Source organism: Mesorhizobium sp. M2A.F.Ca.ET.043.02.1.1 (assembly GCF_003952405.1).
Classification (GTDB): domain Bacteria; phylum Pseudomonadota; class Alphaproteobacteria; order Rhizobiales; family Rhizobiaceae; genus Mesorhizobium.
The window spans coordinates 3563887-3583139 of the sequence record NZ_CP034445.1 but is presented as its reverse complement, the minus strand read 5'-3'; the positions used below and the strand labels follow the sequence as shown (position 1 = coordinate 3583139).

Annotated in this window: 23 protein-coding genes, 1 tRNA gene and 1 pseudogene; 8 read left to right on the top strand and 17 right to left on the bottom strand. The window is 62.8% G+C overall.

Going from position 1 to position 19253, the window contains the following annotated elements; genetic code table 11:
- Positions 1-24: 24 nt before the first annotated feature.
- Positions 25-1131, bottom strand: a complete 1107-nt coding sequence (locus EJ068_RS17225; RefSeq protein ID WP_127252242.1) for a hypothetical protein — start codon at positions 1129-1131, stop codon at positions 25-27.
- A 241-nt stretch (positions 1132-1372) separates the two neighbouring features.
- Positions 1373-3286 carry a methyl-accepting chemotaxis protein gene (locus EJ068_RS17220; RefSeq protein WP_127252243.1) on the bottom strand — a complete coding sequence of 638 codons (1914 nt, stop codon included), beginning with the start codon at positions 3284-3286 and terminating at the stop codon, positions 1373-1375.
- Positions 3287-3672: 386 nt separating this feature from the next.
- Here EJ068_RS17220 and EJ068_RS17215 point away from each other — a divergent pair, with 386 nt between their 5' ends.
- Positions 3673-4722, top strand: a complete 1050-nt coding sequence (locus tag EJ068_RS17215) for a D-alanyl-D-alanine carboxypeptidase family protein (RefSeq protein ID WP_129554670.1) — start codon at positions 3673-3675, stop codon at positions 4720-4722.
- Between the two features lie 238 nt (positions 4723-4960).
- Here the strand turns inward: EJ068_RS17215 and EJ068_RS17205 are convergent.
- Positions 4961-5409 (bottom strand): annotated as a pseudogene (locus EJ068_RS17205) (universal stress protein).
- 449 nt (positions 5410-5858) lie between these two features.
- Between EJ068_RS17205 and EJ068_RS17200 the strand changes: the two are divergent.
- Positions 5859-6800 carry a DUF1003 domain-containing protein gene (locus EJ068_RS17200; RefSeq protein WP_127252245.1) on the top strand — a complete coding sequence of 314 codons (942 nt, stop codon included), beginning with the start codon at positions 5859-5861 and terminating at the stop codon, positions 6798-6800.
- A 213-nt stretch (positions 6801-7013) separates the two neighbouring features.
- Positions 7014-7090 (top strand) — tRNA-Arg (locus EJ068_RS17195).
- A gap of 125 nt (positions 7091-7215) precedes the next feature.
- On the opposite strand, the gene EJ068_RS17190 is transcribed toward EJ068_RS17195, so the two are convergent.
- Together EJ068_RS17190 and EJ068_RS17185 are read right to left on the bottom strand one after the other, a co-directional pair.
- A complete protein-coding gene (locus tag EJ068_RS17190; protein WP_129554669.1) occupies positions 7216-7488 on the bottom strand; it encodes a hypothetical protein in 273 nt (90 codons plus the stop codon).
- Positions 7489-7500: 12 nt separating this feature from the next.
- Positions 7501-7764: a hypothetical protein gene (locus EJ068_RS17185; protein WP_129554668.1), complete on the bottom strand. Its 264-nt coding sequence runs from the start codon at positions 7762-7764 to the stop codon at positions 7501-7503.
- A gap of 257 nt (positions 7765-8021) precedes the next feature.
- Here EJ068_RS17185 and EJ068_RS17175 point away from each other — a divergent pair, with 257 nt between their 5' ends.
- Positions 8022-8273 carry a hypothetical protein gene (locus EJ068_RS17175; protein ID WP_129554666.1) on the top strand — a complete coding sequence of 84 codons (252 nt, stop codon included), beginning with the start codon at positions 8022-8024 and terminating at the stop codon, positions 8271-8273.
- A 1-nt stretch (position 8274) separates the two neighbouring features.
- Here the strand turns inward: EJ068_RS17175 and EJ068_RS17170 are convergent, their stop codons facing one another.
- Complete coding sequence (locus EJ068_RS17170; protein WP_129554665.1) at positions 8275-8499, bottom strand: hypothetical protein; 225 nt, start codon at positions 8497-8499, stop codon at positions 8275-8277.
- On the bottom strand, positions 8486-9370 hold the full coding sequence (locus tag EJ068_RS17165) for an RNA ligase family protein (RefSeq protein WP_129554664.1): 885 nt from the start codon (positions 9368-9370) through the stop codon (positions 8486-8488). Before EJ068_RS17165 ends, EJ068_RS17170 begins: the two co-directional genes overlap by 14 nt.
- 83 nt (positions 9371-9453) lie before the next feature.
- On the opposite strand from EJ068_RS17165, the gene EJ068_RS17160 reads away from it, so the two are divergent.
- The gene (locus EJ068_RS17160; protein ID WP_129554663.1) at positions 9454-9675 is read left to right on the top strand and encodes a hypothetical protein; all 222 of its coding nucleotides are present in this window, start codon (positions 9454-9456) and stop codon (positions 9673-9675) included.
- A gap of 55 nt (positions 9676-9730) precedes the next feature.
- Here EJ068_RS17160 and EJ068_RS17155 read toward each other — a convergent pair whose 3' ends face one another.
- From EJ068_RS17155 to EJ068_RS17135, 7 genes are read right to left on the bottom strand one after another with little or no spacing between them, the layout of a single operon-like run.
- A complete protein-coding gene (locus tag EJ068_RS17155) occupies positions 9731-10000 on the bottom strand; it encodes a hypothetical protein (RefSeq protein WP_245463141.1) in 270 nt (89 codons plus the stop codon).
- A 31-nt stretch (positions 10001-10031) separates the two neighbouring features.
- Positions 10032-10388, bottom strand: coding sequence for a hypothetical protein (locus tag EJ068_RS17150; protein ID WP_129554662.1), 357 nt, complete (start codon positions 10386-10388; stop codon positions 10032-10034).
- On the bottom strand, positions 10388-10807 hold the full coding sequence (locus tag EJ068_RS17145) for a hypothetical protein (RefSeq protein ID WP_129554661.1): 420 nt from the start codon (positions 10805-10807) through the stop codon (positions 10388-10390). Before EJ068_RS17145 ends, EJ068_RS17150 begins: the two co-directional genes overlap by 1 nt.
- The gene (locus EJ068_RS33330; protein WP_245463140.1) at positions 10804-10971 is read right to left on the bottom strand and encodes a hypothetical protein; all 168 of its coding nucleotides are present in this window, start codon (positions 10969-10971) and stop codon (positions 10804-10806) included. Before EJ068_RS33330 ends, EJ068_RS17145 begins: the two co-directional genes overlap by 4 nt.
- Positions 10958-11251 (bottom strand): hypothetical protein, encoded by a 294-nt coding sequence (locus EJ068_RS32685; RefSeq protein ID WP_189512682.1) that lies wholly within the window; start codon positions 11249-11251, stop codon positions 10958-10960. The genes EJ068_RS33330 and EJ068_RS32685 overlap by 14 nt, the downstream gene beginning before the upstream one ends.
- Positions 11248-11382: a hypothetical protein gene (locus EJ068_RS33690; protein ID WP_281058994.1), complete on the bottom strand. Its 135-nt coding sequence runs from the start codon at positions 11380-11382 to the stop codon at positions 11248-11250. Before EJ068_RS33690 ends, EJ068_RS32685 begins: the two co-directional genes overlap by 4 nt.
- Positions 11382-12491, bottom strand: coding sequence for a peptidoglycan-binding protein (locus EJ068_RS17135; RefSeq protein WP_129554659.1), 1110 nt, complete (start codon positions 12489-12491; stop codon positions 11382-11384). The genes EJ068_RS33690 and EJ068_RS17135 overlap by 1 nt, the downstream gene beginning before the upstream one ends.
- 71 nt (positions 12492-12562) lie before the next feature.
- Between EJ068_RS17135 and EJ068_RS17130 the strand changes: the two genes are divergently transcribed.
- From EJ068_RS17130 to EJ068_RS32680, 3 genes are read left to right on the top strand one after another with little or no spacing between them, the layout of a single operon-like run.
- On the top strand, positions 12563-13201 hold the full coding sequence (locus EJ068_RS17130) for a hypothetical protein (protein ID WP_129554658.1): 639 nt from the start codon (positions 12563-12565) through the stop codon (positions 13199-13201).
- Complete coding sequence (locus EJ068_RS17125) at positions 13198-14220, top strand: glycosyltransferase family A protein (RefSeq protein ID WP_129554657.1); 1023 nt, start codon at positions 13198-13200, stop codon at positions 14218-14220. Before EJ068_RS17130 ends, EJ068_RS17125 begins: the two co-directional genes overlap by 4 nt.
- Positions 14217-14360, top strand: a complete 144-nt coding sequence (locus EJ068_RS32680) for a hypothetical protein (protein WP_189512491.1) — start codon at positions 14217-14219, stop codon at positions 14358-14360. The genes EJ068_RS17125 and EJ068_RS32680 overlap by 4 nt, the downstream gene beginning before the upstream one ends.
- Positions 14361-14362: 2 nt before the next feature.
- Here the strand turns inward: EJ068_RS32680 and EJ068_RS17120 are convergent, their stop codons facing one another.
- Genes EJ068_RS17120 through EJ068_RS17110 form a run of 3 tightly spaced genes read right to left on the bottom strand, consistent with a single transcriptional unit; the run spans position 14363 to position 19247 of the window.
- Positions 14363-16669 (bottom strand): hypothetical protein, encoded by a 2307-nt coding sequence (locus tag EJ068_RS17120; RefSeq protein WP_129554656.1) that lies wholly within the window; start codon positions 16667-16669, stop codon positions 14363-14365.
- Positions 16670-16725: 56 nt separating this feature from the next.
- Entirely contained in the window at positions 16726-18843 is a 2118-nt protein-coding gene (locus tag EJ068_RS17115) for a fibronectin type III domain-containing protein (RefSeq protein ID WP_245463139.1), read from the bottom strand.
- Entirely contained in the window at positions 18840-19247 is a 408-nt protein-coding gene (locus EJ068_RS17110; protein WP_129554655.1) for a hypothetical protein, read from the bottom strand. The genes EJ068_RS17115 and EJ068_RS17110 overlap by 4 nt, the downstream gene beginning before the upstream one ends.
- Positions 19248-19253: the final 6 nt, after the last annotated feature.

The window sequence follows — 19253 nt, the reverse complement described above, 5'->3', positions numbered from 1 at the left end:
TCCCAGGCGCCCCCGCCTGAACCCCTACGCCGGAGCTGAACGCCCGATGCGCAGGAAGCCGCTGTCGAACGGCGCCTCCTTCACCGCGCCGTTCGGCGCAAGAACGCGCAAACGATCGGCCACTGCCTCAATCTCGGCCGGCGCCTCGGCCTCGGCGGACGGAACCGCGCCGATGACATGGCGAAACGACACCGACCGCCCTTCAGCCAGCGCGAAGGCCGTGGCCATGCCTTCATGCTTCAGCCAATTGTCGCCGAGCGAGGCGGCATGGCCGATCGCGCTGCGGCCGTCCTCGATGCCGAGCACGCCGAGATGGCGGCCGCTCCAGGGCGCGTAGTCGCGGCCGCCATTCGAGAACCACAGCATCGTCACCGGCAGTTCGGCCGGGTTCTTCAGCACCAGAACCAGGTCCTTCTCCGCGCGCCGCGCGATCGCCGTCCAGCCCGGGCCGCCGTGATCCGCCTCGACCAGCGTGACGAAATCCTCGCGCCTGTCTTCCATGCGGTAGTCGGTGAGGTCGGTGGTGCCGCCGGCGGCGAGCGGAAACTGCGTGAGGTCGGCGGCGCGGGCCGGATAGGCAAGCATGAAGCGGCCGCGCGCCGGGTCGGGCTCCAGCGGCGTTGGGGGCGTGACAGCGACGCGCTTGGGCGAGAAGGCGAGCCGGCCGCCGCCTTGCATGACCGTCATCGGATGATGGGCGACGGAGATGGCGCCGGAGCCGCCGGAGAAGACGTGCTCCTGGTAAAGGAAAGGATGGTCGTCGCGCAGGGTAAAAACCTTGTCGACGGCGGCGCCCATCACCTTGCGGCGCAGCCGGAACACGGCCCGCCAGCCGCCGGCAATGGCGCCGTTTTCGACGACGTCCCATTCGCTGTTGGCCGGCCAGCCATGCAGGGGTGCCGCCTCGACGTCGCTGGCGGAGAAGGGTGAGCAGAGGAAATCGCCGGAGAGGCGCACCGTGCCTTCCGGGAGGTTCGCGGGCAATGTCTCGCGCGGCGCGCCGACCCAGGGCGCGCGATGCAGCGGCTTCAGAACGCGGCCATCGGCCTCGATGTCCATGGCGGCGATATGGCCGACGGCGAGATCGAGCGAGACGGAGATGCCTTTTGCGCCGATCGTGACCGTGTTCATGAATGCCTCCCGCGAATCTTTTCTCGCGGGGAGCAAAGCCCGTCGAATGCCTCCTGTGCAAGCAGCGCGATCGGCATTTTGCATCAGTTCCTCACCCTTCCCCTTGTGGGGAGGGTCGGCGAGCGGTCGGAGCAAGGCGGAGACCGGTCGACGGGGAGGGGTCTGACAAAAAGAGTCCTTTCGACCCCCACCCCGATCCTCTGCGCGGATCGACCCTCCCCACAAGGGGGAGGGTGGAGCCCTACTGCCTTTTATACTCCCGCACCGGCGACTTCGTGCCATCCGTATAGGTCACCTGCACCGCCATCGATTTTACGTCGTCCTTGACCTTGAAATAGGGCTGGTAGTCGGAGGGAATGGCGTAGGGGTCCTTGGCGTCGCAGGGCGGCATCTTGATCTCCTTGTCGAGCGCCGAGCCGTTGAGGCTGTAATGCACCTCCTTGATGGCGCAGCGGTAGGAGAGCATCTGGGTGAAATAGACCAGGCCACGATTGCCGCCGGAATCGAAAGCGATCCATGACGTCCAGAACTGGTCGAGGATCTGCTTGTTCTCCTGCTGCAGCGCGCCGTCGGGGTCGAAGCGGATGTCGAACGGGCCGGTCTCGCGGCCGCGGATGTCGAGATATTTTATCGCGATGGTGGTGGCGGCAGTGCTGTCCGGCAACTCGAAGCTCGGATTGGGCATCGGCTTGCCGGTGCGCTGGTCGTTCATCGCCATCAGGCCGGTGTCGGTGAACGGGCCGGAATCGCCAAGGCGCCAGGAGATCGCCGTCGCCGGCTCGGGCAGCGAGATCGTCATCGACCAGCCGGCGTTGGAGCGCATCGGCGTCAGCGTCGGCACGAAGCGCGATGTGTCGAGCACATCGCCCAAAGCCGTCAGCCGGCTGCGGCTGCGGTCCAGCCAGTCGGCCAGTTGTGTCTGGTCGACGAAATATTTCAGCAGGCCGCCATCCTGCTCGTAGGAGACGAATTTGCTCAGCGCCTGCGCCTCGCTGCGCTTGTCGGCCAGCGTCTGGCTGCCGAGACGATCCTCGGAAAATTCCTGCGCCAGGAGAAAATAAGCCGGCGCGTAATCGGGGTTGGCCGCGATGAAGGCGTTGAGCTTGTCGAGCCGCTGCGCGTCGTCGAACTGCAACAGATGCACGAGCTTGATCGACGGCGCCTTGGCTTTCTCCGTCAGCGTGCCGAACACTTCGCGGGCGCCGGCCTTGCCGTCCTGGACTCTCAGCAGCATGGCAAAGCGCGTGTAGGGATCGATGGCGTCGACGTCGAAGCCGGCAAAGGCCAGATAGGAACGGCGGGCATTGAGCATGTCGCCGGCGAGCTCGTAGACGCGAGCATTGTGGTAGAATTCGTCGGGACGCTTCGGATCGGCGATCGCGCCGCCCTGGGCCGAGAGCTGGGCAAAACCCTTGGCGATCGTGTCGATCGAAGCAGCGATCTGCTCGGTGGTCGCCTGCAGTTTTTCCGCCTGCGCCTGCTGCTGTTGCTGGCCGGCGGCCAAGGTGTCGGTCGTCTGCTTGACCGCCTCGACAGTCTTCTGCGTCTCGGCGCCTTGCTCCGACTGCTGCTGTTGGGCGGAAGCGATCTGCTCAGTCTTCTGCGCCACCGTATCCGTGGTCTGCTTGACCGCCTCGACGGTCTTCTGCGTCTCGGCACCCTGCGCGGTCTGCTGTTGCTGGGTGGAAGCGATCTGCTCGGTGGTCTTGGCGACCGTATCGGTCGATTTCTTGACCTCCTCGACCGTTTTCTGCGTCTCGGTGACCGTCTGCTCGATCTTCGCCACCTTCTGCGAGACGATGCCCAGCGATTGCTGCAGCTCGGCGACGGCCGGCACAAGGTTGGCGATCACGCCGTTCTGCGAATTCGTTTCCTGCTGGATGCCGTAGACGCCGCCGGCGATCGCCGCCGCACTGGTGGCGAAGATCAGCGCCGGCATCGCCTTGGCGGCCAGCACCAGGCGCAGCACCATGGCGACGGCGATGATGATGGCCGCGACGGCGGCGACCAGGGCAATGTAGGCGGCAAAGGGCCCGAGCGGGTTGAGCACATCGCCGACTGCGCCGCTGATAAAGGCGAAGCTCGCCGCCCATTTGCCGGTGCGGCTGAGCGATGCCCTGAGCAACGAGGTCGTACCCGTGGCGATTTCCGACATGCCGATCCCCCAAAACCAAGCCGCGACATACTAGCGGAAAGGGGGTGGGGATGGCAAAGCGGATCGAGCCGGGCGTGGACTGCCCCTCACCCAGCCTCCGCTTCGCTCGGCTGACCATTCCGGGGCGAGCCACGGGTCTCGCCCGTCCTTCGGACCCCCAAGGGGAGAGGAGATTGTCAGCGCCTGCGCCAACCTCTTCTCCCCCACGGGGAGAAGGTGGCCGCGAAGCGGCCGGATGAGGGGACGGCGCCAACGTCGAAGGACAAGAACCCGTCCTCCACCCCCCGAAACCTGGGCAAATGCCTTGTTGCCCTCGTTAACCAGTTGGACGCGGCATATGGGTTACGTTAGCTTCGCCGCGTCTCAGCAACAGTTTTAGAACAGTCTTGCCCCCTACCTTCCCTCTCCTCCAGAAACTCATCGCCATATTGGCATTGCTCGCGCTGGTCGCCGGCTGCACGACGGCGGCACCGCCTGAAAGCGTGCTTGCCGTGCCGGCGCAGCCGCAGAAATATGCGGCGATCGTGGTCGACGCCTCGACCGGCAAGACCCTGTTCGAGGTCAATTCGCGGTCGCAGCGCTATCCGGCGTCGCTGACCAAGATGATGACGCTCTACATGCTGTTCGAGGCGCTGGAGAGCGGCCGGGTGATTAAGGAGACGCGGATCCCGGTTTCCGATCACGCGGCCTCGCAACCGCCGACAAAGCTGCGTTTTAGGCGCGGCGAGACGATCGACGTCGATTCCGCCATCCGCGCCATGGTGGTTAAGTCGGCAAACGACGTGGCGGTGGCGGTGGGCGAATATCTGGGCGGCGGCTCGGAGGACCAGTTCGCCGCCATGATGACCGCCAAGGCGCGCTCGCTCGGCATGAGCGGCACCAATTTCCGCAACGCCTGCGGCCTGCCCGATGACGGCCAGGTGACCACGGCGCGCGACATGGCGGTGCTGGGCGTGGCGCTGGAAAAGCGCTTCCCGCAGCATTTCCACTATTTCTCCGAAAGCGACTTCATGTTCCGCGGCAGGCTGGTGCGCGGCCACAACGACATGCTGGGGCGCGTGCGCGGCGTTGACGGCATCAAGACCGGCTACATAAGAGCTTCCGGCTACAACATCGTCACCTCCTACAATGCCGACGGGCGGCATCTGATCGTGGTGGTGATGGGCGCCGACACCGCGCGCCAGCGCAACGACCATGTCGAGGCGCTGATCCAGCGGAGTCTCGGACCGGCGATCGCCGATGCAAGCCAGCCCAGGCTGATGTATTCCGGCCAGCAGCCGGCCTCGCCGCCGCTGCTTCCACCGGCGGACTCGGCGTTGCCAGGGTTGCCGCCGCAGCAGCCGACGCCCGCGTCGGCGGCGCCGGGTTCGACGGCGTCCGATTTTCCGTCGCCGGATCTGGCCTCGCCCGGCGCGCCGCTGCTGCCGACGCAGTAGGCGGCGGGGGAAAATTTTAGACGTCGGCGGGACAGCGCCCCCCTCTGGCCTGCCGGCCATCTCCCCCACTTGGGGGGAGATTGGCAGCTTTGGCGACGGCGCTCGTCTTGCAAACGTCTGTGATTGGCGAAGGCCGTCGTGACGGCTGATCTCCCCCCTTGAGGGGGAGATGTCCGGCAGGACAGAGAGGGGGCGAAGGAACGCGGCGTTTCTCTTTCTCAGGCCGCGCTGCCGTTGCCTATCTCACCACCAGCACCGGAATCTCGGTCAGCGACACACTTCCGCCGTCTGGCTGCCCAGTACCAGCCGGCCCAGCCCGCGGCGGCCGTGCGAGGCCATGACGATGATGTCGCTGCCCTCGCCGGCGGCGACCTCGAGGATCGCCTCGGCGGGGGTGCGGTTCTCGATATGCAGGGTCTTCGCGCCGACGCCCTTCGCATCGGCCTCGGCCTTGCACTTGCCGAGCAGTTCGCTTGCATATTTGCGCGCGCTCTCCTCGTAATTGACCAGCTCGTCGGCGGCGACATAGCCAGCCATGGCGCCGCCCCAGGCCAGCGCCGGGAACGGCTCGGAGACGGTGGCGAAGGCCACGGTGGCGCCGAGGCCCTTGGCCAGCTCCAGCCCGTGGGCGACGCCCTTCTGGGCGAGTTCGGAGCCGTCGGTGGCGATGAGGATTTTCTTGTACATGGTGGCGATCCCTCTTTTGCGGGGCGCCGCGCGCGCCCAAGTGGCGGGAGCCTGAACGCTCAGGCCTGATCTCGATATAGTCAGCCTATCAGGCCCGCCACAGGGGCCAGTTTGATGCGGATCAAGGCCAGGCGGCAGAGACGATTGCGCCAGTGGGGGCGTGAAATCGCCGGCGGCGCTCCCCCTCACCCAGCCTCCGCTTCGCTCGGCTGACCTCTCCCCCAGGGAAGAGGAGATTGTCAGCGCCGGTGCCCACCTCTTCTCCCCGCCGGGGAGAAGGTGGCCGCGTAGCGGCCGGATGAGGGGCTGCGCCGACCTATGCGATTGCCTCAACAGCCCGCCCCCCATCACAAGAACTTGTTCGGTCACACACTCTTCACACTGACCATGGATATGCCGCGCCGGCTTGGCGTATCGTACCCGCAAAGCCTCGAACAGGAGCAGCGACCATGGCAGGCGACCCGAAGGCATCCGCGCAAATCCAGGCCGACAACGAGAACGATGTCGCCGGCGAATATCTCGAGGCGGAAACCGTGCCGGAGGATGCGCAGGCAGCCGCCGACGAGATCCTCGAGGCGCCGGAGGTGCCGGATTCCGAGCCGCACGCCGAACCGCATGTTCCCGGCACGGCCCGGATCAAGCCCAAGAAGAAACCCTCGGCGATATCGGGGCGCAAATTCCGCAAGCGCGACCTGGTGCGCATCGATGATCTCAGGCCCAGCCTCGCCGACCGCATCCGCTCCGACCATCCCGACCTGCCGCGCGGCGCCCGCATCAGCCGCGAGGAGCTCGGCCGCTACCGCATGCGCTACATGGAGGAGCTGCTGCAGCAGGAGCATGGCGAATTCTCCGAGCTCGACCGCCAGGTGGTGGAATCGATCGCCAAGCAGGACACGATCTCTGAGAACTCGGAAGAGGAATATGAGGAGCACCGCTCCTTCCCGGACCGCGTTTCCGACACCATGGCCGAGTTCGGCGGCAGCTGGTGGTTCCTGATCTCCTTCGCGGCGGTGCTTTTGCTGTGGATCGGCATCAACCTGGTCGCCGGCGCGACCAGCGCCTTCGACCCCTACCCGTTCATCCTGCTCAACCTGGTGTTGTCCTGCATCGCCGCCATCCAGGCGCCGGTGATCATGATGAGCCAGAAGCGCCAGGAAGCCAAAGACCGGCTGCGCTCCTTCAACGATTACCGGGTGAACCTGAAGGCCGAGCTGGAAGTGCGCCACCTGCACGAAAAGCTCGACTACCTCATCTCGCGCCAATGGCAGCGCCTGGCCGAAATGCAGCAGATGCAGCTCGACGCCATGCACGAGCTGACCGCGGCGAAGAAGGTGAAACGCGCGACGCGGGCGGTGCGGCGGAAGACGGCGAAGGTGGGGGTGGAGGGTTAGGCCAGTTCCTCGCCCCACGCAGTGGGGAGAGGTGGCTCGGGCGAAGCCCGAGACGGAGAGGGGAGCGCCCTCTCCGACAGCCATCCGTCAGACAATCACCCCACCAGCCCACCACACAATCCCCATTTGCCCGTTGAAGCGTGCTGCGGCTTCCGCTAAGAAGCCGTGGCTGGCCGGCTCACCGGCCGGTTCGTTTTCCGGTTCTCCCGGGAAGCACCCGTAGCTCAGCTGGATAGAGCGCTGCCCTCCGAAGGCAGAGGTCGCAGATTCGAATTCTGCCGGGTGCGCCAATTTTCTCAATAAAAATCAATAGTTGCGGCGAGCCTGATTTGTTCATGCCTGCATTTGCGTGCAGGGAAATGCGGTACAAAACGCCAACTTGCAAGCGTTTTCCGTACAAAATCCGTACAAGGAATCACCTTTCGTTCATGGCGGCAGCTCCGGAATTGCCGGGCAAGGTGATGCCGATCGCAACGTCGTGCGAGCCGCACATCGGGCAGCGGACCTTGCCCTTGAGTTCGGAGACCAGACATGCCCGGCCGCGCGTGATCATGAAGGTCATCAGGTCGAGATCGTAGCGGAAGCCGCATTCACGGATCGTCTTGAGCCCTGCGCGGCGCCCCCAGGTGCAGCGGAAATGGATCCTGCCGCCAGCCTGCCAGACATCCCTGACCGTCTCGATCGCCATCTGCCAACGCGATCAGCCCCGATGTCCGGGTGGCGGCAGCCCCGGGCCGGACATCGGCGCGGCATGCGGGCGCTGATAGTCGATCGGCCGGTCCCTCAACAGGTTTACCGCCTCACGCATCTGCTGCTTCAGCACGCCTATGGCGTCATAGTGAGGGCGAAACGGCGTCAGCGATAGGGTGGCGGCGTCGAGCGCCATGTCGAGGCTGTGCATCTTTTGCTCGATAGTCCAGAGATGGCCTTCCGAAATGTCGTCACGGCGGCGATGGCGGGGCATATTTCGTTCTCCATTTGATCAGAACGAAATGAGAACAAATTCCTTGCCCGTCAAGCCGGTTTGTGGAATCTTTTCGCCATGAGCGACGAGCCAACACGCCCTTCCGAGGCCACGCGACCGCGCGAGCGCGCAGCAGTGCTCGGGCATTTTTGTGAACACGCCGGATGCGGCAAGGATGCCGGATGGGGATTTGCCAGGCCGAAGCGGCCGTCGCACTGGTTCTGCTACGAGCACCGCGGCGACGGGGAGGCCTACCTTTGATAAGCAAGCCGCGCCGCACTGGCGATTATCCTGACCGCGAGATCGACTGCCAGGAGGCGATGGAGCCCGGTTTTCAGGCGATCATTGATTGCATGATCGAGGCAGACTGGGACCGCGAGGAAGTCAAGCGCGCCCTTCGGCGCCTGATCGCGGCCGATAACATGACGCAAAAGGAAAACGCAAAGGTCGAAGCAGAGCTGGCGATCGCGCGGGCGATGATCAGGGCCGGCCGGCCGAAGCCCTGGTGAGCTATCCCCGCTTCGACACTGCGCCGTCGTCGAGCTCGGCTTCCAACTGGTCGCTCACCGGCCTCGGTTCGCTGCCGAGCGGCACGCCGTCAAAGCCCTGCAGCCAGGCCTCTGCATGCTCGGCCCAATAGTCCGGCACGACGCGTTCCTTGCCATCCTTGAGCGCCTGCTGGCCATACATCCAGGCATAGGTGACGCGCTCCTGGTCCTTCTTAGCCACGGCCATCATCATCCTCCCAGAAGTCTTTCAGCATTGCGTGGCGAAGCTGCTCCTCGCCCTTCAGGAACCGCACTCTGCCCGAAAGGCCGGGCTTCAGCCACTCCGCCTTTTCCTTCTTGAGCCCCTTGGGCGGCGGCGCGCCGACTTTGCCTTGTACCCGGTCCCATAGCGCCTGGCGCTTGTCCGCCTTGAAGGTCACGAACGCGCCGCCCATGTAGCGGCCCTTGTCGGCCATCAGCACCATGGCCGGCTTGCCGCGCTCGCGCTGCACGCCGATGATGTCCATCACCTTCTCGTCGAAGCATTGTATCTTGCGCCACGCCGAGGTCGGGCCACTGCTGTAGACGCTGTCCTGCAGTTTCGAGACGATGCCTTCGAGGTTGGATTTGCAGGCCAGATGATAGGCGGCGTCGCCACTGCCAGGGAGCGCTTCGCTGAACTGGATGTGCAAGCCGGCCGGGATCATCGCCTGCAGGACCTCCCTGCGGTCGCGCAGGGGCATTCTGCGCAGGTCGTGGCCGTTGAGGTGGAGAAGGTCGAAGGCGACGAGATAGAGATCCTGCGGCCGGCGGGTGATGGCCGAGCGGAGCGCATGGAAGTCCGACAGCCCCTTGTCGTTGAGCACGATCGTCTCGCCCTCGATGATGAAGCTTTCGCCGTTCAGCTTCCCGGCTTCAGCGGCGAGCGGCCGGTATTTGGCCGTCCAGTCGATGCCGCTCTTCGTGTAGAGGCGGATGCCGTCGGCATCCTTGATCACCTGCGTCCGGTAGCCGTCGAACTTGATTTCGTGGCTCCATTCGGCACCCGCCGGCGGATTGTCGAACCGCTCCGGCTCCATGGGCTTGATGAACTTCAGACGCTCGACGGCGTTACGCATGCACATACCCAACAACCGCGATTCAAGCCGCACCAGGCAATCCGGTTCCGAGTATTTTAGAAAATTTGTATGTGAGAATGGTTATGAAGAATGATCCCGACTGCCGGGCAGCCCTGCGGATGATCCGAGCGACCATCCAGGAGCACTGCCCACCCGGCGTGCTGATGAGTGAGGAGCAGGTGAACGGCCATTACGGCCCGACGCTTCTTGGCGAGGCGGAGGCGCTGTCGGTCGCGATCGTAGCGACGGTCGAGCGGCTGTCGTTCGGCAGGCCAAAGCCGCCGGCGCCGAGCATCAAGGCTTGAACGAAAAAAGCCCGCCGGCCGTAGCCAGCGGGCTTGGAGACGACTTGCCGACGGATCAGACCGGCTTGAAGTCCAGGTAGAACGTGTCACCGACGCTGAACTTGCCGAGCAAGGCCGGGTTCGCGATCGTCAGCGACAGCGCGCCGGCTGGAGAGAACTTCGCGAACTGCTGATCCTCGTCGCTGCCGTCGGCGGGATAAGCGCCATCCTTGGCGGGGAAGTTGAACGTCAGGGTTTCCTGTGTCGCCTCGCCCTCTTCCGGATACTTCTTGATGCTGGTGACGCGCACCTTCGCTCGCATAGTGGTCATGCGTTTGGTCTCCATTTTGGGGTTGCCCGGAACCGCCGGGCGCGGATTATTTTGACCGAGCAATTTCCTTGGCTAGGTCGCCGATCTCGCGGCGGATTTCGGCCAGTTCGTCGACGGCACCGTTGGCCGCCTCGATCAGGCGATAGCCGATCTGCCGGCTTTTCTCGGCGTCGAGGCGCTGCGCGATCGCTTCCACCGTGTGCGCCTCGATCGCCGCGGCGAGCTGCTTGACCGCGCCGCTGTCGACGAGCGCGGCGTCGAGCACGAAGGTTTTGCCGTCCTCGGTTCCCTTCTTCTCGCCGCCCGCCGATTTCCATCCCATGCGCAGGACGAAGGCGGCTGCCATGGAGCCGCCGGCGGCGCCGAGCCACATCACCCATTCCGGTATGCCTGCACTGTCCATCAGCCATTTGTCCGCTTGTCCACCGCGATCCAGTAGAGGCTGTAGAGCGCCAGGAAGGACAGCAGGAAATTGAGGCCCAGACCGGCGCTCAGGATGCCGGTGATGAGATACGAACCCACGAACCCTATTCCGAACAAGCCGAACGTGACGGAGCCGATCGCTCCGCAAAAAAGCCGGATGGTCGACGTGGCGCGCTGGCGCGAGCCATTGACGATCAAGCCCAGCAGCCACAGCAACCCGATGGAGCTGAGCGTCCAACCGACGTCGTTCTCGCCGAATCGGCGGAAGAAGGCGTAGCCGGGCGCGGAGAATGCATCGCTGGGGTGGAGCAATGTCGTGCCCCAGACGAAGAGATAAGCCGCGCAGAACCATTCCGAGACGCGCTCGCGGAAGCGCTCGACGATGCGTCCGGCGATCATGTCTTCAGCTCCGTCCGCCGCCCGGTGCTGGCCTTGGTGTGCCGGTCGCATTCGGCCGGCGTGTAGAACTTCACGGCGCAGCCGGAAGCCATCGTCTCGTCGATCTTGTTCTGGTCGGCGAGCGTCTTTCCCTGCGCGCCCGCGAGGCTGCTACCGATGGCCAAGCGCAGGGCTGGAACACCGTCCACGCCGGAAGTCCCACACCCCGCCAGCAGCAATGCAGTCGTCAAGAGAGCGGCTGGCCTCGATGCCCTTGCGAATCGCATCCTGATTTTCCTTTTCGATCCTGGCGCGCAGCTCGTCGGCGCCGCGTTGCTTGATGAGGTGATAGCCGCCGGCAATTGCGCCGCCGACGATGATGGCAATGATTGCCCATGCGATCGCGCCGGCCGCGAAGCGGCCGACGCCCAGGCGGCCGGCGATGAGCGTGATGATGAGGCTCATAGCAGCCGTCCCGCGGCAAAGCCGATGAGCAGGCCGAGACCGAAGATCGCGGCCAGGACGGACTTGCGGCTGCACAGCGCATCCAGCATCAGGTCGGCCCAGAAATCGGGATTGTTGCCGCCGCCGCCCATCAACGTCGCGCCCCGGTCTGGAACGCCTCGATGCTCTTCTTTTCGCCGTGTCGCGCGACGAGGAAGAGCCCGCCGGCGACGCCGGCGATCGCCAGCATCCAGACCCAGCCGGGGACGTCGCCGGCGGCATCCTTGACCGGCTGGATGTAGCCGCTGGCGGCGCCCAGATTGCCTATCACGCCGTCGAAGAAGCTGCCGACCAGGGCGAAGACGCCTGTGAAGAAGGCGCCGATCTTGGTCAGCCAGCTCGTCCTGGCTTCCGGCACCTTTTCACGCACCACATCCGGCGGCGCGTTGGCGCGCTCGGGAGCGATCTCGCGCGGCTTGGCCTTCTGCAGCGCGAGCAGTAGATCGTCGTCGATGCCCTCGCCGGCCGGCAGGGCGTTGTCGGCGCGGAAGGCGCGGATGGCCGTCGCCGTCATCGTGCCGAGCTTGCCATCGACGCCGCCGACCTCGGTATAGCCGAGATCCTTGAGCTGCTGCTGCACGCGCTCGATCGTCGCCTTGTCGAGCGGAGCCGATGTGTCGGCCGGCGCCGCCGCAGGATCCGGAACGGCGACGGCGGAAGCCGAGGCCTTCACCTTGTCGAGCATCGCCTCGACCTTGTCCGGCGCAACCAGGGCCTTGTTCACGCCGTCCCCGGCATAGTAGCTCTGGCCGCGCTTCAGCGTGCGCTTGGCCTTGCCCGAGCCCTTCACGGTCGGGGCCAGCACCGGGAAGGAAGCCCATTCCTGCGCCAGGCCAAGGCCGAAGGCCGTGCGCGACTTCGTGCCGGCCATGAACTCGGCGAAGCCGCGTTCCTTCAGCAGCTCGTAGCCGAGCGCCATCTGCATCGGCCCGTCGAGCAGTTCCTTGCCGGTAAGACCGAGCTTCTTCTTCAGGCGGATCAGCGTGGCGCGCATGAACTGGAGGAAGCCGGCGGCCGAGCTGCCGAAAGACTTCGTCCAGCGCGGCCCGGCAGCGATTACCTCGTCGATCGTCATCGAGGTGAGCGGCTTCGCGAGCCTGGCCTGGTTGTTGCCATACACGGTGTCGAAGCCGTGCGGCGCCTCGATGCCGCCGATGAAGGCAAGCAGCATCGCCGCGCCCGAAGGTACGGTTTTGTCCATGGTAAACCTCTTGGTTGTGAAGTGCGCTTAGGGGGTTGAGTTTTGTCGCTTGGAGTGATTTAGCGACTCTGATGCTCGACCAACTGCAAAATAGCGGGATTGTTGTTCTGAATGAGCGCACAGCACCCGCTCAAAACACAGTTCTGATCGTGGGCGTACCCCGATCTGGAACTACTATGATTGCCAAGACGCTCGGCAAGCTTGGCGTTTTCCTTGGGGCCGAACTAGATCATTCAATTTCCGAGGATACTCGGCTCGCGCACGCGCTGGAAAACGCCCCGGCCTCGATGGCGGAGATTATCGAGGCCTACAATGCTGCCCATGATGTTTGGGCATTCAAGCGGCCGACCGCCTACCAGACGATCGACTCGACACTGTTCCGCAACCCCCGCTTTGTCATCTCATTCCGGGATCCTGTGGCCATTGCCAGGAGGGAGGAGTTGTCAATGACCTTCGATTTCCGGGAGCAGTTGGGCCGCGCGACTCGCTGGTCCGCAGATCTGGCCGAATTTGCTCTTCGCCAGAGCGCCCCCGTTATGCTTGTTTCCTATGAAAAGGCGCTCGCTAAGCCTAAGCAGTTTGTGTCGGATCTTGCGCGCTTCGCCGGCATCTCCCCCACGTGGCTGCAGATGCGCGCCGCCCGTGCTTCCATTCGACCGAGCCCCGCTGATTATGTCGCAAACTCGCAGATCAGGTTCCCAAAGACATGACAGATATCGCCGTCGTCATTCCCTATTACAACGGTTCCAAATACATCAGACGCGCCGTTGACAGCGTGCTAAAGCAGACCGTTAAGCCGGCCGAATTTCTAGTGGTCAACGACGGGTCAAAGCCTGACGAAGCGGCATTCCTTCATGACTTGGCGGCAGAGTGCGGATTTACCGTTCTCGACAAGGAAAACGGCGGCCAGGGATCGGCCCGAAATGCCGGCGTGGCGGCCACCAAGTCGCCCTATATTTGCCTATTGGATCAAGACGACTTCTTCCTGCCGAACCACCTCGAAATATTGCGCAAGGCCGTTAGGCAGGATGAACGCTTCGGGTGGGCCTATGCTGATCTCATGGAGGCAGACGGAGAAGGACGGATAGTCCGCAGTTCCATGATCAAGGCGCACACTACCCACCCGAAGGCGGATGTCTTCAAGATGCTATCGGAAGACATGTTCGTGCTCCCATCGGCATCTATCATCAGCAGATTAGCATTTGAGAAAGTAGGAGGTTTCGATCCCCAATTCATGGGCTATGAGGATGATGATCTCTTCCTTCGTATGTTCCGGGCTGGGTTCACCAACACTTTCATCGACAGGCCCGTCACCGTCTGGTGCATTAACCCGGAAAGCACATCCTACAGCATCCGCATGAGCCGCAGCCGGTGGCGCTTCTTGAAAAAGGTCTACGCCGATTTCCCGAGCGACCCGATACGCAGCCGCTATGTGATGCGCGACCTACTCATACCCCGCTTCAATCGGGCAATTGTCGGCGAGGCTTTCCAGGCTGTTGTTAGGCCTAATAGCTACAGGGGCCGAACCCTGGCGCCTCATGCCGACGAGCTTCTGTCGATCCTCCAAGAGTACAAGAAGCTGGTTCTTGCTGAGGAATGGGTCAACTGGCGCACCAAGTTGCGAATATCCTTGCAGGCCGTTCTGATTTCAACCAGGTCTCGCCTTTTAAATGAAGCCGCTCTATTTTGTGCCTTCATTTATCGAACGATCCGAGGAATGCTACGATGACCTTGCTTTTCATGGCCTTCATGATAGGTGCCCTTGTCGGTACAATTTTCCCGGCCATTCGCTTGGATCCATCGTTCTTCGCATACTTTGCCAAGAAGACCGAGGCCGATCCAAATCCGTGGGACGAGCGGTTCTGGTAACGCTACTTTAGCACCGTTGCTTTCAACGTCCCGCTAGCGATGTCCAGAGTGCCACCACTTTCATTTTGAAAGCGGACCGACACCGTATTGACGGCACTGACCCACGCCGTGACGGTGATGCCGGACGTGTCAAGCGAGAACGAAGCGAGCGCCACATCCCCCAGAGCTGCACCAGTGACCGTGACGGTTGTTGTGGCGCCGGCACCATCTGCCAGGCTGGGTGGATCATAGGTTGCGGTGCCCGTTAGTGAATAGAGCAAAGGTGCGTCGTTCTGGTAAATGCGGCCGGCCGCATTGAGAGTACCTGCCCCTTTGTCGCCGTTGGTCGGGTTCCCTAAGATGAGGCCTTGCCAAAGCGTCATGCGATTGGCGAGCGCACCGCCAACGATTGTGTCGAACAGCCATCGCAAATTGTAATTCGTACCTGTAGCAGCGACGGTGGGCATGTCGAAGCGGATGCGTCCACCAAGGATTTCGGCCAGCGCGTCATTCTGGAAAAAGGCATCAATGCTCATACCCCCGTCGTTCGGAGCCGGCGACGGCGACCGACGACGAAGCGATATGGCTTGTGCGTGCGATGATCCACCATCAGTGCTGACAATATTGATCATCGGCTTTGTGGGGCTTGCCGTCTGCCACCATTCTGGCGACAAAGTGCCTTCCACATTGTTCCTAACGACGTTGCCAGTGCCGTTGTCGGTTACGGTGCATTGTGCGTTTCCGACCTGATGATGGATGCGGTTGTAAAAGCTGCCGGCCTGCAACGAGATCACGCCGCTTATGTAGCCGAATTGCATAAAATTATAGGAAGACCACACCACGACGTTGCCCCCGCCGGTGTCAGCGTCAGCGGCGGCAACAAAGAACAGGTTGTTGTTGGTATTGCCATCGCCCGATTTACCAAGAACGATGTTGTTCCAATTGCCGAATGAATTCTGGATGTGGACCTCGTTGACCTGAAACGCGCCATCGGCCGCGCCGTGGCTTTCGGCTAGAAAACCGACGCCGCAGTAAGCGGTCTCGCCGAGCTCAACCCAATTGTCCTGGATGTGTTGGCCTGTGAAGATGTTGTTCGATGCGTTGGCATATATGCCTGCATAGGTGAATGCGATGGCAAACTCGACGCGAATTCGCGAGAACTGCACGTCGCGCAGCTCGACGCCGATCGATCCGGCAGTATTGATTCCGGTCGGCGCTGATGCGTTTCCGTTCACGGCACGCAAGACCGACAGATCAATATCGTATTGCGTGTTGCCTCTGGAAGTGTGGAGCGAAGCTCCGACAATGAGAGCAGCGCCAGCAGTCGGCGTATAGAAGATTTCCCCCTCGATCTTGAGCCTCACCGGTACGTCGAGCTGGAGAGAAGAGCCAAACTTGTAGCGATAGCCAGGCGGCCCCCACACGAAGCCGCACGGCCCCTCTGTGGTTGCCACGCCAATGGCCTTCGCGACAGCGTATGCTCCCGCAAAGGCAGGCTGATCATCATTTGAATTGTCGCCCAGGGCTCCGAACCAGAGGACATTCATGATGCCATCGTGGCGACGCTTGTAGACATAGAGCGGGTTGGCGGTCGAAACTACATAGACGCCCTCTCTGGTGTCCGCGGTGACGGCGGCTTGTTCGTTCGCAGATAGCGACGAGATCAGCAAGCTGTCGAAGATACCCTTGCGCAACCCCTCGCCGAGCAACGCGGTCGCGTCCTTAGTCGGGTCAAGAGCCTTCATCGCCGACCTTGTGGCGACGTAGGGCATCACATCGATCGCATCGCGTAATCCCATCGCGCTGACTACACCAGTCAGTCCAGCGACAGAAGCGACGCCCCCCACGTCGCCAGACCGATTGAAAATGAGCGAATAGTTGTCGCCGTCGACGAGCACACCGGATCCGCCGACATAGACAAGCGTCAGCTTCCGGTATCCGGTGCCGTCGACGACAGAGCCTGTCACATTGAAGACGTGAACCACGCTGGAATTATCGATGCCGCGCAGAGTGAGAGAGCCACGAACAGCGTTCGTGCTATCGTCCCAACTATCGACAATGCTGCTGATCGTGAGACCGGTTGCATCGACATTGTCGACATATGCAGCTGTTGCGACACCAACCGCCGCATTGAGCCGGAAAACGCCCAAGCCAGGGTCCGCATCTGCTGTTGAGGACGAGAAAATAAATGGAAGGCCGGAGCCGGCATGAAGCGATTCCAGGTAGGCGCCCCAGAGGCGGATTTTCGCCTTGTTCGGTTTGTTAGCCCCGCTGGCGGGAACGCCATCCGTCACAAAGTCACGCCAGATCGTATTGGCAAGCTCGATCATGCCAAATCTCCAAAGCTATCGATTGTCAGTTGATTGGCCGCCAGAGCGGCTCTGGTTCAGGTAACGGTCACCGAGCCGGTGGCCACGCTGGCCGATTCGACGCCGGATGCGTTGGCGGCCTTGATCCAGTAGTAGTACGTGCCCGCCGCCAAGCCGCCGTCCACGTAGCTATCCGCCGTCGACGGCGGACCGTACTCGGTGCGGACAAGCGCCGCGGAGCCCTCGGTATTCACCGTGTTGCGGCGGATATTGGCAGCGGTGTAATTGGCGCTGTTCGGTGCCGTCCAGTTAAGCGTCACCTGGCCAGTGCCGCCGGTCTTGCTAACCGAGGTGACCACGCCTGGCGCGGTAGGGTCGGCAACCGGCGTCACCTTCAAGCTTGGCGACGTCCAGGCACCTTCGCGCCCAGTCAGCGTAACGAAGCGCACTTGCGCTTCGTATTGCACACCATCTGACAGCGCCTGCGTATTTGCAGACGTTGCATCATCGGCGATCGGTACAACCAGCCAATCGGTGGCTCCAACCTTACGGTATTGCCCCTGGATCTTCAGAGCATCAGAAGGCGAGGCATCGAAGGCCAACACTCCGTAAGGGACCTGTTGGCTACCGACGGTAATGCGCGACACTCCGAAGGAGAAGCCGGTCGGCAGGGGTATGGTTTTGTCGACCGTCGTCTCTTCCGAGATCGGCGCGGTGCCCTCCTCGGCGGCGGCATCCCAATCATAGGCTTGCGACGGCATCGACTGCACCTGAAGCGATACGCCGGTCAGGATCCCGCCATCGGCGATGTTGAAGCGAAAGTCCTGGACTTCAAAGACTTCGTCGATGCCGAACAGCGGATAGGTGAGCCGTACGAAGCGTTTCCCGAACGCCGCCAGACCGCGCAGATTGCACTGGAAGACGCCCACCCATGATGGATTGGCGCGATAGGCGGCGAGCTTCATGAGGCGCCGGCACTGCCCATGCGACGGGGCCATATTGAAGGGCGTGTCCTGCGGGATCTCGCCGCGTAGCGCGACGTCATCCTCGTCGATCCATTGGTCGGCGTCGGTAGACTGGTAGTCGTGGAACGGCGAGGTGAAGGTCGCGCGAATGATGTTGGCCGTGGTCAGCACGTCGCGCCCGCGCGCTACCTCGGAAAACCCCGTAATCGCGTCGGCGTCAAGAATGACGGTCGGCTCTTCCCAAGTGCCGATATCCAGCGTGAGGCCCCCATCCGAGGTCGGCACAAGCCGACCGTCGCAAGCTGCCGTCATGCGCGACAACACGTCGGCCGGCCGCTCGCTTAGTTGGTACGATCCCCAGAGGCGATAGCGCTTTTCCGTTCCGCCGGCTTTCAGCGGGACTGCCTCGGCGGCGCGGTTGTAAGCAGCAAGCCATCCCGCCGCGGCGATAGGCGTGTCGACGATGCTTGCAGGCAGACGCATGCCGTCTGCATGGAGCATGTAGTCGCGGATAATGTCGGCGGCGTTCTCGGACCAGATGTCGGTGCCGGTGCCGAGATTGTGGACGATCGATCCCCGCGCGACCACTCGGTAAAGCGTATTGGAGAGGTTCGGGAATACTTCCGTGATCTTGTCCGACGCCACCGACGCCTGGACCGCATAGAGAGAGGAGATTCCGTCTCCCCGGTGATTGGAATCCCACTCGGGAAAATTGCCCGTGAGATCGCTATAGGCCGTTTCAGTGGGCAGGCCGAGACGGGAACGGATGAACGCCTTGCCGTTGTATGGCGCCGATGTAACAGTGACGCCGCTTAGGGTCGCCAGATTGTCGTCGATCCAATACTCCTCGATCGCATCGAGCCGGCCGGTCCCAAGGGCAATGACCTTGAACAGCAGGCCTCTCTTGTTCTCGACGAATACCCACGGACCGGAGGCCTTGACCCGCCCATAGTGCCGCACGCGCGGCGCAACGGGGTTCTTGACCGAGGTCTGCACATCCTGCGGCTTCGGCGGGTCAGGCCTGAAAAGCGAGCTGGCGAGATAAGAAAGGCCGATGGCGACGCCGATCTGGACGGCACCGACGATGGCGCCGACGGCGATGCCGAGAGCCGCGCCGCTGACGCCAACCGATGTGAGTGCCAACAAAACAAGGCTTTCCAAACCCATGCGCGCTCGCGCAAAGATCGACCTCTGGTCTGTCGGGTCCAGATTGTTCCCGATGTAGCTCATACCGACCAAGCCTTCCAGAATCTGTCGATCGGCACGGCAAGCGCACCAGTCTCATGCCGCGAAAACCAGCAGTCGCCGGCATGGATGGCAGGACAGATCAAGCCCTTGTCCGGAAACACTAGGCCGACATCACCGACGATCGGCATGGTCGTCTTTTTGAATCCTCCTGCGCGCGCAGCGCGATTGACCATGACAACGAACATCTGCGGCACGACCATCCATTCGGCCGCGTCCTGCGCATTGCGCAGCTGCCTGCCGAAGGCGTTAACCGGCGAGACACCTGATAGAAACCTGACCCAGCGGTCGATCGTGCCGCCGCAGTCGGTGACGCCCTTCTCATAAGGGCGCTGCATCTCGGCGGTGATGTAGTCACGCACCGCTCGCAATCGTTCCGCCTTGGTCACGTCGCG

What these genes read in the sequence shown, in the direction of transcription:
- EJ068_RS17150 (WP_129554662.1), bottom strand. Translation starts at nt 10,388, where the DNA reads ATGGACAGTGCAGGCATACCGGAATGGGTGATGTGGCTCGGCGCCGCC.
- EJ068_RS17160 (WP_129554663.1), top strand. Translation starts at nt 9,454, where the DNA reads ATGAAGAATGATCCCGACTGCCGGGCAGCCCTGCGGATGATCCGAGCG.
- EJ068_RS17200 (WP_127252245.1), top strand. Translation starts at nt 5,859, where the DNA reads ATGGCAGGCGACCCGAAGGCATCCGCGCAAATCCAGGCCGACAACGAG.
- EJ068_RS17120 (WP_129554656.1), bottom strand. Translation starts at nt 16,669, where the DNA reads ATGATCGAGCTTGCCAATACGATCTGGCGTGACTTTGTGACGGATGGC.
- EJ068_RS17170 (WP_129554665.1), bottom strand. Translation starts at nt 8,499, where the DNA reads ATGGCCGTGGCTAAGAAGGACCAGGAGCGCGTCACCTATGCCTGGATG.
- EJ068_RS17130 (WP_129554658.1), top strand. Translation starts at nt 12,563, where the DNA reads ATGCTCGACCAACTGCAAAATAGCGGGATTGTTGTTCTGAATGAGCGC.
- EJ068_RS17155 (WP_245463141.1), bottom strand. Translation starts at nt 10,000, where the DNA reads ATGGAGACCAAACGCATGACCACTATGCGAGCGAAGGTGCGCGTCACC.
- EJ068_RS17220 (WP_127252243.1), bottom strand. Translation starts at nt 3,286, where the DNA reads ATGTCGGAAATCGCCACGGGTACGACCTCGTTGCTCAGGGCATCGCTC.
- EJ068_RS17185 (WP_129554668.1), bottom strand. Translation starts at nt 7,764, where the DNA reads ATGCCCCGCCATCGCCGCCGTGACGACATTTCGGAAGGCCATCTCTGG.
- EJ068_RS32680 (WP_189512491.1), top strand. Translation starts at nt 14,217, where the DNA reads ATGACCTTGCTTTTCATGGCCTTCATGATAGGTGCCCTTGTCGGTACA.
- EJ068_RS17125 (WP_129554657.1), top strand. Translation starts at nt 13,198, where the DNA reads ATGACAGATATCGCCGTCGTCATTCCCTATTACAACGGTTCCAAATAC.
- EJ068_RS17145 (WP_129554661.1), bottom strand. Translation starts at nt 10,807, where the DNA reads ATGATCGCCGGACGCATCGTCGAGCGCTTCCGCGAGCGCGTCTCGGAA.
- EJ068_RS17225 (WP_127252242.1), bottom strand. Translation starts at nt 1,131, where the DNA reads ATGAACACGGTCACGATCGGCGCAAAAGGCATCTCCGTCTCGCTCGAT.
- EJ068_RS32685 (WP_189512682.1), bottom strand. Translation starts at nt 11,251, where the DNA reads ATGAGCCTCATCATCACGCTCATCGCCGGCCGCCTGGGCGTCGGCCGC.
- EJ068_RS17115 (WP_245463139.1), bottom strand. Translation starts at nt 18,843, where the DNA reads ATGAGCTACATCGGGAACAATCTGGACCCGACAGACCAGAGGTCGATC.
- EJ068_RS17165 (WP_129554664.1), bottom strand. Translation starts at nt 9,370, where the DNA reads ATGCGTAACGCCGTCGAGCGTCTGAAGTTCATCAAGCCCATGGAGCCG.
- EJ068_RS33690 (WP_281058994.1), bottom strand. Translation starts at nt 11,382, where the DNA reads ATGGGCGGCGGCGGCAACAATCCCGATTTCTGGGCCGACCTGATGCTG.
- EJ068_RS17135 (WP_129554659.1), bottom strand. Translation starts at nt 12,491, where the DNA reads ATGGACAAAACCGTACCTTCGGGCGCGGCGATGCTGCTTGCCTTCATC.
- EJ068_RS17190 (WP_129554669.1), bottom strand. Translation starts at nt 7,488, where the DNA reads ATGGCGATCGAGACGGTCAGGGATGTCTGGCAGGCTGGCGGCAGGATC.